This window comes from Bacteroides zhangwenhongii (assembly GCF_009193325.2).
Taxonomy (GTDB): domain Bacteria; phylum Bacteroidota; class Bacteroidia; order Bacteroidales; family Bacteroidaceae; genus Bacteroides; species Bacteroides zhangwenhongii.
Genome location: NZ_CP059856.1, coordinates 2,028,663 through 2,041,916, shown reverse-complemented (window position 1 = coordinate 2,041,916; position 13,254 = coordinate 2,028,663). Strand labels below are relative to the sequence as shown.

At 42.8% G+C, this 13,254-nt stretch carries 11 protein-coding genes; 2 read left to right on the top strand and 9 right to left on the bottom strand.

What is annotated here, in order from left to right:
* Nucleotides 1-176: 176 nt before the first annotated feature.
* From creD to GD630_RS08210, 5 genes are all read right to left on the bottom strand, one after another.
* The gene (gene creD / locus GD630_RS08230; RefSeq protein ID WP_143866930.1) at nucleotides 177-1,529 is read right to left on the bottom strand and encodes a cell envelope integrity protein CreD; all 1,353 of its coding nucleotides are present in this window, start codon (nucleotides 1,527-1,529) and stop codon (nucleotides 177-179) included.
* 26 nt (nucleotides 1,530-1,555) lie between these two features.
* A complete protein-coding gene (locus GD630_RS08225; protein ID WP_004313179.1) occupies nucleotides 1,556-1,852 on the bottom strand; it encodes a winged helix-turn-helix domain-containing protein in 297 nt (98 codons plus the stop codon).
* Nucleotides 1,853-2,452: a hypothetical protein gene (locus GD630_RS08220; protein ID WP_182505737.1), complete on the bottom strand. Its 600-nt coding sequence runs from the start codon at nucleotides 2,450-2,452 to the stop codon at nucleotides 1,853-1,855.
* Between the two features lie 233 nt (nucleotides 2,453-2,685).
* Nucleotides 2,686-4,176 (bottom strand): UxaA family hydrolase, encoded by a 1,491-nt coding sequence (locus GD630_RS08215; protein WP_143866928.1) that lies wholly within the window; start codon nucleotides 4,174-4,176, stop codon nucleotides 2,686-2,688.
* Between the two features lie 28 nt (nucleotides 4,177-4,204).
* A complete protein-coding gene (locus GD630_RS08210) occupies nucleotides 4,205-5,269 on the bottom strand; it encodes a LacI family DNA-binding transcriptional regulator (RefSeq protein WP_143866926.1) in 1,065 nt (354 codons plus the stop codon).
* Nucleotides 5,270-5,544: 275 nt separating this feature from the next.
* Here GD630_RS08210 and GD630_RS08205 point away from each other — a divergent pair, with 275 nt between their 5' ends.
* Nucleotides 5,545-6,570 (top strand): sugar kinase, encoded by a 1,026-nt coding sequence (locus GD630_RS08205; RefSeq protein ID WP_007752090.1) that lies wholly within the window; start codon nucleotides 5,545-5,547, stop codon nucleotides 6,568-6,570.
* A 70-nt stretch (nucleotides 6,571-6,640) separates the two neighbouring features.
* A complete protein-coding gene (locus GD630_RS08200; RefSeq protein WP_007752093.1) occupies nucleotides 6,641-7,309 on the top strand; it encodes a bifunctional 4-hydroxy-2-oxoglutarate aldolase/2-dehydro-3-deoxy-phosphogluconate aldolase in 669 nt (222 codons plus the stop codon).
* A 178-nt stretch (nucleotides 7,310-7,487) separates the two neighbouring features.
* On the opposite strand, the gene GD630_RS08195 is transcribed toward GD630_RS08200, so the two are convergent.
* From GD630_RS08195 to GD630_RS08180, 4 genes are read right to left on the bottom strand one after another with little or no spacing between them, the layout of a single operon-like run.
* Complete coding sequence (locus tag GD630_RS08195) at nucleotides 7,488-7,826, bottom strand: DUF2149 domain-containing protein (protein ID WP_004300151.1); 339 nt, start codon at nucleotides 7,824-7,826, stop codon at nucleotides 7,488-7,490.
* Nucleotides 7,813-8,421 (bottom strand): MotA/TolQ/ExbB proton channel family protein, encoded by a 609-nt coding sequence (locus tag GD630_RS08190; protein ID WP_007761763.1) that lies wholly within the window; start codon nucleotides 8,419-8,421, stop codon nucleotides 7,813-7,815. The genes GD630_RS08195 and GD630_RS08190 overlap by 14 nt, the downstream gene beginning before the upstream one ends.
* A gap of 10 nt (nucleotides 8,422-8,431) precedes the next feature.
* On the bottom strand, nucleotides 8,432-9,145 hold the full coding sequence (locus GD630_RS08185) for a hypothetical protein (RefSeq protein ID WP_074560311.1): 714 nt from the start codon (nucleotides 9,143-9,145) through the stop codon (nucleotides 8,432-8,434).
* 6 nt (nucleotides 9,146-9,151) lie between these two features.
* Nucleotides 9,152-13,234, bottom strand: a complete 4,083-nt coding sequence (locus tag GD630_RS08180) for a cobaltochelatase subunit CobN (RefSeq protein WP_143866924.1) — start codon at nucleotides 13,232-13,234, stop codon at nucleotides 9,152-9,154.
* Between the last annotated feature and the right edge of the window lie 20 nt (nucleotides 13,235-13,254).

The following is a 13,254-nucleotide window of genomic DNA, read 5'->3' as shown; positions in this document are numbered from 1 at the left end:
GCAATGATCGCTAAATCATTGCCCTGTGATATATCTTCGCTAATCCTAAATTAGATCAGTTTAAAAGCTTTTTATGTATCTATTTTTCTTATTATATTCATACCATTTATAGATTTTGTTTTCTCAAAGATACGAAATAAAAAGCCGTTTGTCAAGTGTTTCAGAAGAAAAGCAGGTTATTCATTGAACCAGTCTATTTTCTTTGAGAAATACATCACTATTGCCAGTATAATAAACAGTCCTAAGCTGCCTGCCAATAATGCGAAAGTCTCTAGTTGGATAAGGACAAATATATAAATATAGAGTATACCCAACAATCCGGACATGATTAATGACGGTTTCTTTTTTTTGGTGATTCCGAACATATATCCGCCTACCAGTGCAATGGTCAGTGCCGAAGATAATAAATAGGCAGGGTTGAATCCGATGTGTTCGGAGAAGGAGAGGAGCAAACTGTAGAATAGACAGAGTGCCAGTCCTACCAATAAATACTGCAAGGCATGAATACGGGTCTTATTCATAATTTCGGTGAAGAAAATCACTCCGAAAGTCAGTAAGATAATCAGGATTGCATATTTTGCAGAACGCATGGACTGTTGGTACTGTTCCACCGGGATTTTGAAGTTAACGCCGAAACTGGAGTTCTCAATGTCCTTGATGTTCGAGTTATTGTAATCAACCATCACCTGTGAGTAATTCCGGTTCAAATTTAAAACCTGCCATTGTGCAGAGAATTCTTTCTCTGTAATGTTGCGGTTATTGGGCAGATAGTTACCGGTAAAGCTAGGTGTATTCCAGTTGGCTTTCAGATCTACACGGGTTGTTTTGCCCAATGGAATAAAGTTGAGTGACTGCGAACCTTTCAGTTTGATTTTTATTTCATAAGGTAGTTTTTTATTCTGTTTCAACTCCGATAAGTTTGCGATCGCATGAACTCCGGTGTTATCTATTCCTCTGTTGTCCATACCCGGTTCGAATATATAAACAGAATCTCCCAAAGTGATGCTGATTTGTTCGCTGATACCCCGCATATCGGTCAGGTTCAGGCAAATAGCCGCCCTGTCAAACTGCAACTGTTCCATATCTATTCTGCTCTTTTTCAATTCTTCCGAACTGAATGATCCTTTCAATGTCAGTTCCGATTGATATACATTGACCTCGTAGATACTTCTTTTCAGAATTTCAGTCTTTAGTTTCCCGCTGACCATAAGCTCATCGGGAAAAAGTATCAGGTCTTTGGTAGAAACCTTCTTCTCGCCGTTATTTTCAATGACGACCGGATACTGGAGATTTAGGTAGGGGCCCGTGATGGTCTGTGCCAGACTCCATTTTTCACTTACCTCGTCAATAGCTTCTTCCTGGGTTCGTCCCCGTTCGGAAATAAGATTTTCAATCATGAACATCGGTATCATCAAGAGAAGAATTAATAACCCGATGATGACAACCTTGATTGTTTTGGAGAAACGGTGGAGACATCCCATAGGTTGCTGCGCCTGTTGCTCATTTGAATTTTCATTGAAACCGTCCATAAGCCAGTAGTGTTTTGATGAATTATTTATTTTGATTTTAGAAATTTCTCTAAGGCTTCAATATGAGATTTGAAAGCTTCTCTGCCTTGCGGGGTTGCTTGAAAAACAGTTCGTGGCTTTCGTCCGACAAAACTTTTGTTGCATACGATATATCCCAGTTCTTCCAGGGCACGGGTATGGCTGGCAAGATTGCCGTCTGTCAGAGAGAGCTGCTCTTTCAGAAAATTGAAGTCGGCTTCCTCATTTACCATCAGAATAGCCATGATACCGAGCCGGACCTTGCTTTCGAATGCTTTATTAATATATTGGAATGCTTCTATCATTTATGATCTCTTTCTTTCGTAGTGTAAATAGAACAATATGCCATAAAGAATATGGAAACCGCCGAAACCGATGGTCCAGAACAGTAGTGAATGACCTTCCCAAAAACAATCTACGACGCCCAGACAAATGAAAGCATATCCTAACCATACTACGCTGGAATAGGTGAACTTGGATACATTGACCAATGCCAGTCCATAGAATAAAAGCATAATGGTTGCCAGAATGTCGTAATATTCGTGCATTAGGATAGAAATACATACAACACCTCCGGTCAGCATTGGAAGAGAAAAGTTCCACAATGCCCGATAAGTAAGTCGGCTAAAGAATTTCTGTCCCGTCTTTTGGGATTTGCAATAGGATAGGATACCGGCTGTGACGGCTGCCGCTGCCAATACGGACATGGCTATTATTGCCATTAATTTCAGAGTGTCGGATAGATACATATCCGATGTGATAACTTGTGTCGCGATATACGCACCAGCCAATGCGTAAATACCTGCAAGGATTGCAGCGAGGCCGCTGACAGAGATAAATTTTGAGGACTTTTCCATCAATTCTTTTATCTCAAAAACTGATTCTAATGCTTTATCTTTATTCATATAAAAAGAACTTTGTAGTGCAAAGTAAAGGAAAAGATTTAAGATTAACAAACTTTCTGCCGGAATATTTCGATCATAAGTGATTGAGTGATAGGATGAGGCTTTGATATGAGAGGATATAAAAAGAGTTGCTAGCCTGTTCAACTTATCGTTGAGTAGAGGGTAGCAACTCTATTATTTTTATCTATGTATCTTTGTCTTCGGTATAAATTGTTGTATTGGCTAAGGACTGTTTACAAAGTTACACCTGTTTTGAAGATTGCAATCTCGCGATAACCTTTCTTTTCGTTATTAACAAACTCACCGCTTGCTACTTTGATAACATAATCAATGAAGCGTTCGCAAGTCTTTTCCATTGGTTCGTTTTCTACAATCACACCGGCATTAAAGTCAATCCATCCCGGTTTGTTTTTGGCTAAAGTAGAATTGGTCGAAATCTTCATAGTCGGAACGAAAGTACCGAAAGGAGTACCGCGTCCGGTGGTGAAAAGCACCATATGACATCCACTTGCTGCAAGAGTAGTAGCCGCAACCAAGTCATTGCCCGGAGCAGAAAGCAGGTTGAGTCCTTTTTTCTGTAATCGTTCGCCATAAGGCAGCACACCGGATACATAACTCTTTCCGCATTTTTGTGTACATCCCAATGCCTTTTCTTCCAGAGTGGAGATACCACCAGCTTTGTTACCCGGAGAAGGATTTTCACCGACAGGTTCTCCGTGTGACAGGAAGTATTCTTTGAAGTCATTAATCAGATGTACTGTCTGTTCAAACAAATCTTTGTTTTCACAGCGGTTCATCAAAATTGTTTCCGCACCGAACATTTCCGGAACCTCTGTCAATACGCTTGTACCTCCCTGTGCAATCAGAAAATCGGAGAACATACCCAATAGTGGGTTGGCAGTAATGCCGGAGAAACCATCGGAACCACCGCATTTCAATCCGACACGAAGTTCGGACAAAGGCACATCAGTACGTTCATCTTTAGAAGCTTTAGCGTACAGATCACGCAGGATTTCCATTCCTTCTTCATATTCATCACCTACCTTTTGAGTAATCATGAATTTGACACGGTCTTCATTATATTCACCTAAAAACTCACGGAATACATCCGGCTGATTATTCTCGCATCCCAAACCTACTACCAGCACAGCACCTGCATTGGGATGGAGTACCATGTCACGAAGAATCTTCTTTGTATTCTCATGGTCGTCGCCAAGTTGCGAACAACCGTAATTGTGTGGGAAAGCGACAATAGCGTCCACGCCTTTGCCTTCAGTCTCACGACGTAATCCTTCAGCCAATTGACCTATAATGCCATTTACACAACCTACGGTCGGAATGATCCAAATCTCATTTCTTATACCTACGTCACCATTTTTGCGACGGTAACCTTTGAAAGTAAGATCTTTGTGTGCGATATCCAAAGAAACCTGAATCGGGTTGTATGTGTAGTCCAGCAATCCGGCAAGATTGGTCTTGATGTTCGTTTCGTTCATCCAGTCTCCTTGCTGCTTAGCCATTAAGGCATGGCCGATAGGATAACCGTACTTGATTACATTTTCACCTTCAACGAAATTCTTCAATGCGAATTTGTGTCCGGCGGGAATGTCTTCGTTCAATGTAATCTCAATGCCATCTACAGAAAGATGCTCTCCTGCCGGGAGGTTAACAATGGCAACGGCAACGTTGTCGGCAGGATTGATTTTTAAATACTTTGTTTCCATGTAATGTACTTGTAAAGTTGTATCTCTTTTATTTGTTATGATAATAATCTATTGTTTCTACCGTCAGCAGGTCAATGGGCATATAATTAATGCAGGTCACTTCTTTTTTGAAAATAAGGTGATCGCAAAGGGCTTTAATTCCATTGGCGCCTTGCAGCTCCGGTTGTTGGGCGATAAGGAAAAAAACACTTCCTTCTTTCAGACAGGCGACATTCCGCTCCAAAAGGTCATAGCCTATCAGGTTGAAATCTTTCTTTCCGTGACTTTGCAGGTATTCGCCGATGATGTAGACTTTGGAATTGAAGGTGATTCCGTTCTTAATAGTCGGGTGGGAACGGAAAAATTCATCCAGCATTTCATTGTCTTCGTCATTGCGTTCGGCGTGCAAGTCGAGCTCCAATATATTACAAGACGGATGATGTTCTTCCATGTACTGTCTAAAACCGATTTCTCTGTTCTCTTGTTGGTTGGAACCCACAATTCCTTCATGTATTTTGCGGAAAATAACGATTTCTTTCTCAACGCGTGCCAGCAACATCATCATCCGTGCGGCAAAATATCCGCTTTGACGTGAGTTCTGACCGAAGAAGGCGAGGGGAGGAACATTCTTGATATTTGAGTCTATATATATATAAGGTATATCTGACGCCTGCAACCGGTCGGTGAACCCTTTGGTGTACTGAGGGGCAGTGGGAGCCATCATGACCCCGTCCGGTTGAAGTGCCAGGATCGCTTCGCTGGCGTTGACAAAAGAATGATAGTCGTATGGATCGTAATAGTTGATTTTTACCGAGGTATTAAAATCCGAATAAGTAGCAATGGCTTCATGGATACCCAGCTCTACGGCTGTCCAATAGTCACCTTCCAAATGCTCCGGCAAAAGACAGATAAACGTATATTTTTTATTGGACGCAAGAGCGCTGGCATACATATTGGGTTGGTAATCAAGCTGCTTCAAGATTTCTTCTACACGTTTTTTGCTTGCTTCCGACACTCCGCTACGCCCGTGAATGACACGGTCTACTGTTCCCACCGATACATCTGCCAAACGGGCGATGTCTTTGATTCTGATCCTTTCGGGCAATTTATTCATACGATAACCTTAATTTATATAGGTATTAACCTCAATTTATATAGGTATTTGTGCTCGCACACAATAATAATCTTAATATTTTCGATACAAATATATAACAATTTTTGTAATTACGAAAATTGTTGTATCTTTGTGCCCGCACACGAAAGATATGTGATGTTGACCTTATAATAGATTAACAGGCAAATAATCAGTGTGTTACTCCTAGAAATAGGCGTAAAATGATAAATTGAAAGTTCATAATATTAATAACTTAGAATTTAAAACATAAGATTATGGGAAAGAAAGTCGTTACATTAGGCGAAATCATGCTTAGATTATCAACTCCGGGTAATACTCGTTTTGTTCAATCTGATTCTTTTGATGTAGTATATGGTGGTGGTGAAGCTAACGTTGCAGTAAGCTGTGCCAACTACGGACATGACGCTTATTTCGTAACCAAATTACCGAAACACGAAATTGGACAGTCTGCTGTTAACGCATTGCGTAAATATGGCGTAAAGACAGACTTTATTGCTCGTGGTGGCGACCGTGTAGGTATCTACTACTTGGAAACAGGTGCTTCTATGCGTCCTAGCAAGGTTATTTATGACCGTGCTCACTCTGCTATTGCTGAAGCTGACGCTGCTGATTTCGACTTTGATGCAATCATGGAAGGTGCTGACTGGTTCCACTGGTCTGGTATCACTCCGGCTATTTCTGACAAGGCTGCCGAGTTGACTCGTCTGGCTTGTGAAGCTGCAAAACGTCACGGTGTAACTGTTTCTGTTGACTTGAATTTCCGTAAGAAACTGTGGACTAAAGAAAAAGCACAGTCTATCATGAAACCGTTGATGCAGTTTGTAGACGTATGTATCGGTAACGAAGAAGATGCAGAACTTTGTCTGGGCTTCAAACCGGATGCTGACGTTGAAGCTGGTCACACAGATGCTGAAGGTTACAAAGGTATCTTCCAGCAAATGATGAAAGAATTCGGATTCAAATATGTAGTTTCTACTTTGCGCGAATCTTTCTCTGCTACTCACAACGGCTGGAAAGCTATGATCTACAACGGTGAAGAATTCTATACTTCAAAACGTTATGATATCGATCCGATCATCGACCGTGTAGGTGGTGGTGACTCTTTCTCCGGTGGTATTATTCATGGTTTGATGACTAAACCTAATCAGGGTGCTGCCCTTGAATTTGCAGTTGCTGCATCTGCTTTGAAACATACTATCAATGGTGACTTCAACCTTGTTTCTGTAGAAGAAGTAGAAGCATTGGCTGGTGGTGACGCAAGCGGTCGCGTACAGAGATAAATAAGTTGAGAGTTGAGAATGGAGAGTTGAGAGTTTGAAAAATCAATTCATTTAAAATAAGAAAATTAAAATGGCAAAATTCGATAAAATAGCCGTATTAAATAAGATCGGCTCTACAGGAATGGTTCCTGTATTCTACCACAAAGATGTGGAAGTTGCAAAAAAAGTAGTAAAGGCTTGTTATGACGGTGGTGTTCGTGCTTTCGAATTCACTAACCGTGGTGACTTTGCACAGGAAGTATTTGCTGAAATCGTTAAGTTCGCAGCAAAAGAATGTCCTGAAATGGCAATTGGTATCGGTTCTATCGTTGATCCGGCTACTGCTGCTATGTACTTGCAGCTGGGTGCTAACTTCGTAGTAGGTCCGTTGTTCAACCCTGAAATAGCTAAGGTATGTAACCGTCGTTCGGTTGCTTACACTCCGGGATGCGGTTCTGTATCGGAAGTTGGTTTTGCACAGGAAGTAGGTTGCGATCTTTGCAAAGTATTCCCGGGTGATGTTTATGGAACTAACTTTGTAAAAGGCTTGATGGCTCCGATGCCATGGTCTAAGCTGATGGTAACAGGTGGGGTAGAACCTACTAAGGAAAACCTGACTGCATGGATCAAAGCCGGTGTGTTCTGTGTAGGTATGGGCTCTAAACTGTTCCCGAAAGATAAGGTGGCAGCGGAAGACTGGGCTTATGTAACTGCCAAATGTGAAGAAGCTCTCGGTTATATCGCCGAAGCTCGTAAATAAGATTAGAGAGCGAGAGCTTATCTATAATAAAAAGAGGTTGATGCGACGGCCTCTTTTAAAATATGCCTCGAGGGTTAGTTAGTTTAGTTAGTATATGAGGCATATTTTCATTTTGTTTAAAGGTGTTTAAAGGGGATAGGCCATCGGAATGAGTTACTCATTTCGATGGCTTGTTTTTTTATTCCGGAACATAAATAATCTCACCGTTATCCAGTTCGTAGGCTATCCCCACTTTTCTTCCTCTTTTTCCTGAATCCTCCTCTTTCTGACCGGAAGGCTTGTAAGTATTGATTTTCTTTCCTTCCTTGGAGATGATTTCCATATTTTCCTTACCAGGGTTCTTCACGATGGTGAAATCTTCCTGTCCGAAAACTTCCGTCATATTCATGTGCATCACCATGGCCACCATCAATGCCACGGCAAATACCATCGCCACGTCGAACAGGTTTACTACTACACTTAGCGGGTCGGTGTCCTCTTCTTTGAGGAATTTGCTGACTCTTCTATTTCTTTTCATTATTGGGTTCTCCGGTTGTTTCGTTTAATACTCTTGATACATAATCGAGGTTGTTGACATCTTTGGCATACCAACGTTGCTTGAACTGCATGGATATCAATCCTACAGCACTAATAACCAGACCCACAACAGTCGTTGCAAATACTACCTGCATATTATATGCCATTCCGGAGATGTCTCCTGTAGAAAGTCCAACAAGTGCCGGACTCATGGAAATCAATGTTCCTATCAATCCGAGAACCGGACCTATCTTAGCCAACATTTTAGAAAGAGACACATCTTTCTCTGCTTCATTCTCGAATTTTGTTATCAGGAAGTCTGAGTAATCTGCACTGGCCGGATGGTAGAGCAGATCGCGGAGATAACCCATATATAGTGAATTGTCTTTGTCGGGTAAAGCTGCTTTCAGATCGTCTATCCGTGCATCTTTAATGAGTTGGTCCAGTGCTTTGTCATTTTTACGTTTGGTCATGTACATGTTGTAGGTGCCTCCGATCAAAATAAGTGAGCGAACGAACAGGCACAGCAAAATAATGATATCGGGTATAAGTAAACTGTTTGCTACCCAAAATAATAATTTAGAAATGAGTTCCATATATATTTTTTTATTGATTGATTTTACTTCTTTTTTTTAATTCTCTACGTTGTAATAAAGGCCATTTCAGCTTGTTCCAGGCGAATCCGATAAGAAACAGGACAACGAACAGACCGATGGACAAGATAATAGCTTTCCAGTTGAGCGCCTCTTCGGTGGCAGCATAGGTCGTTTTCCCATTGACAGTGGTCAGTAGTCCGAGGATACAGATGAATAAGCTGACAAGGAAATGAACTTCCAACCGGAGATCGTCTTCGGGTACAAGATACTTCATCAGCCGGCTTAACAATGGGATGGCGATAACCACTATCCCTGCAAGTGACCAGGCTGTCACTGAAAAGTCTACGCCAGGTAACCGGAAGATAGCTTCTGTGAGATAGTAGAATAATACGGGGAAGAGCAACAAGCTGGGATACCAGCGAAGTAATTCCGCCCACCATAAATTCTTCTTACCATAAAGTCCGCGCAGGAAAGCCACGCAATAGCCGAAGCAGAGTGCTGACTCAAGCGTTATGATAATAGCCATGTTTTGCAATGCTTCCGTGTTCTGCAGATAATCGGCAATCTGTGTTTTTGACTGGAGAATAGCATACTGCCAGGTGCCGGCCACAAAAAGACCGGCAATCAGGCTGTATATTACGGTTTGCCAAAGTTTCCAGAAACTGAGTTTGAAACTGCAGTTAATCACGATAAACAGCATTAATATGTGAATGATTAACTCCATATTACATTACTTTTTCCGTTTCTTTTTAAGTATTAGCAGCATGACAACAAATGCTACCAGAACAATACCTGCGATAAGGCCTCCATTCAAAGAGTTTTGCTCTTCCTGTGCCCCTTGTACGGCATCGCTCGATTGTTTCTTCAATACCATGCCTCCTTTGGTCGCTTCTCCGTCCAGGGTGGCTTGTTTCATTTGTTTCAGTTCTTTGTTGTAGTTGGCTGCGGTTTGCGCATCTACTTGAGAGGCGATGAACTGCTGTAATTTGGCATTGTCTCCGGTAAATCCGCTACCCGAAGGACCGAACTGTCTGACAAGGTCTGTATGCAGCTTGGCAATATTGGAGAGTTGTTCCGGAGAAGCTTTCCAATATCCTTTGCGGGCAGTTTCCATCATCACGGCAGTCACTTCCTGTAAAGCTGCGGGATTTTGTTTTTCAAAGAAGTCTTTTACATTCAGTTTGTATTCGTCTTTGACATATACATCATATATGTTATCCCAAAGTTCCTTGTCGATAGCAGTAGGTTTCATCACATTCCAGCCATACGTATTCGTTACAGTCTGGGCAACCTCGCTTGCAGCAGAAGAACCGCCTTTCATTTTCTCTTTGATATAGGTAGGATTCAGAATTGTTGTACGGCTTTCTACACCGACTGCTTCTTTAAGTTCCTGCATTTTCATGTTGTTGCGGTTCCGGTAGTCGCTAAGATAAGCGTCCGGGTCTTTACCGGTAACATTGCGTACGGCAAGATTCATACCTCCCATAAATTCATATACGTGGTCGAGGCTCAATGCTCCCCAAGTGTTACTTTGACGGGGCTGAACGACAACATCTGTACTGTTCAATGCTGCTTCAAAGGCAAATTTCTGAAAGACTTCCCAGTGTTTTTCGTCACCGTAGAAGGCTCCCATATTGTTGAGGTAAGTATCTGCGATTTCCGATTCACTTTCCCAGCGGTCACCGGATTCCACCATTCCCTGAATTCCTGTACCATACATGCCATTAGCGCCTCCGAACACCCGGAAGGAAGCCATTTCGCGTGCATCTTTCGGGCTGACACCTTTTTCGGTCAACACTCTTTCAGCTTCTACCACACTGGCGGCTACCTGATTTTCAAACTTGTCGTCTTTCGCTGCCGCAGCCATTTCTACTGCACGGTTAATCAGGAAGAGGCGGGAAGCGGCGATATCACGGAGTTGTCCGGAAGTCTGGACTACTACGTCGATACGTGGACGTCCCAGTTCGGCTGAAGGAATCAGTTTTAGATCACTGACACGACCGAATGCGTCACGGACAGGTTCTACACCTAACATATACAGTACTTGAGCAATAGTAGCCCCACCGGTTTCTATAAATTCGGAAGACCAGAGAGTATAACTCACTTTACGTGGGATTGAATCATTGTGACGTTGCTTGTAAGTATCAATCGTTTGTTTGGCTAAAGCGATACCTTTTTCCCAAGCGGATTCTGTAGGAGTTGCTTCGGCATTGATAGCATACATATTACGTCCGGTTGGTAAAGCATTCGGATTAGCAATCGGATCACCTCCGGGAGTAGGAGCGGTGTATCCACCTTTCAATGCATTCATCAGACTGCTTAACTCTTCTTCGGGACTTGTCAGAAGTGCGTTCTTGTAGTTGCCTACATTCTTGATTGTACGCTCTACTTCAGCGATGGCAAGTGCCAGTTCGATTTCTTCTTTACTGTATTCTTTCCGGGCTTTTCCCATAGCCATCATCATTGCCATCATACCTTTCGGAGCATTGCGGTCTGCCTCTATTTGACGAGCCTTGGCTAGTTCCTGTGCGGTGATACCGGCTGTACGACAAATCAGTTCATCTGTGGCCAGCGCAGGATTAGCGATCAGCTTTTCTACCAGATGGCGAGCAGGAGTCAAGTACTGTTGTGTAAAGAGGCTGCGGTGCTTGCTAACGGCGTCTGTCGCTTTACCACGTTGCTTGTCAAGAGCCAGCAGACTGTATGCGATAGGTTCTGTAGCCATTGCATAGACGGAAGAAGTGATCCGTTCCGCTTCATAAGGAACTCCCATTGTGTAGAGTTGTCCGGTGATTTTCTCGGTAGCCAGTTCTTCTGCGAAGTTTTCTACACGGGCGATTTCATCTTCCGTATATGGTTTGTTGGCAATGCTGTCCAAACCTAAATCACGGTGAATTCCCATTTTCACAGTCAGCGTTTTGACAGCTAATGATTCCTGATCTTTATTCTCTTTGTGAGAGTTATTGTAAATCTTGATTTTTTCCATCAGCTCCCGATAAATACCACGCACACTGCTTTCAAGGAAAGGAGGAGTGAGGTACGACTGTATGGTGGCATACGAACGGCGTTTAGCCATCATTCCTTCACCAACATTGCCAATAGAGTAGATATAGAAGTGCGGAACTGCTCCAACCAGGCGATCCGGCCAGTCGTTGCTGCACAATGCTACTTGTTTTCTGGGAGTAAATTCAAGACTTCCGTGTGTACCGAAATGGATCAGTGCGTCAGCCTTGAAACCATGTTGCATCCATAGATAGGAAGCAATATAAGTATGAGGAGGAGCCATATTAGTGCCATGAATCACTTGGAAGGAGTTGTCTCCGCTTCCGGCAGCATTTTGTGGCATTAAGACTACATTCCCGAATTGCAGACGAGCAATACCCAATTTACCGTCGTTAGTCGCCATATAGTTGCCGGGGAATTCGCCGAAAGCATCCACCACTTCCTGATATTTTTCAGGTCGGAGTGACTCTTTCACCCAACTTTCATATTGATCTTTGGTGATAAGTTCGGGATGTCCTTTTTGCATAAAGTCATTAAAGGCTCCCTCTGCGTAAGAGTTGAACACAGCGCCTTGAGCCTGTATCATTTTACCCAGTTCTTCAGCATTTGCAGGCAGACCGGATATGTTGTATCCTTCCTGTTTCATGCGGACCAAAAGATTGTATAGGGAAGGAACCACCTCCATACCGGCAGCGGTCAATGCATTTTGCCCCGGACCTTTATAATAGTAGATAGCTACCTTCTTCTCGCTGTTCGGCTTAGTATTCAGATTCAAATAATTGTTGATTGTGGATACGAAAGTCTTCAAGCGTTCGGGTACTGCATACGAATGGCGCAACCCTTCTTCATCCTCATATTGTGCAAAGAGAGCGAAAGGACGGATGGCACCGTCGATTTCCGGAGTCACGATACTTTGTGACATAAATCCTCCTGCCATTCCCATCGGATCTTTCTCCCATTCGTCTACCAGGCTGTTGATGGTGAGCGGAGCAAACAAGAGGATATTCTTAGCTTTCAGATAATCCACCATTTTGTCTCCCATGCGTCCGTGTGCCATGTTGATGATTGCGTCTGGCTGCACTTCGTCAATAAATGACATGAATTTCGTCATTGACTGAACCGGATAAACATTGTAACCTTCTTTTTCAAGAGCCTCAATAAGTCCGGTGGCATCAGCCATTTGTCCCGTTATCATGATTTTACGTGCTCCTTCTTTATAAAGACGGTTGTCCTTCATGAATTTCTCATAATCTGCCACGGTGAGGAACTCCAGTTCATCATCCGGGTTGGTGAGTCCGGCGTGATAGAGCATGTCGCTGGGTCTTTCTGCCGGGTCTTCCACTTCCGGTATGGAAGAGATTTTACCGTCAATAGCTTTACGGATATAATTCAGCATATTCCGGTAGTTGGTTTTTCCTCCGTTGGTCAGATAACCTCGTATCAGATTCTGTTGTACGCTGTCCAGATTACAAATGTTGTTGGCCGGGTTGGTAGCCATGGAAGTATATACAGGAATACCTTTGTCGGCAGCCTGTTGTATCTGTTGACGTTGTTCCTCGACGATACGCAGACCCATTCCGTTGATGAATACCATGTCGTAACCGATCAGACGGTCGAGGTTGTCGAGCGATACTTCACTGAGTTTGATGGATGAATTGTCGTTGGCTTTCGATATACTTCCCTGCTGTATGGTCTGGAAGTTGATGAAAGCAATCTTTGTAGGACTGAACCAGGTATTCCATACGGACATCCCTATCAGAGCTGCAGCGACGATGCATACACCTAAGATGATTTTACTTTTCTTTTTCATTTCTCTTATTTTTAGCTTTG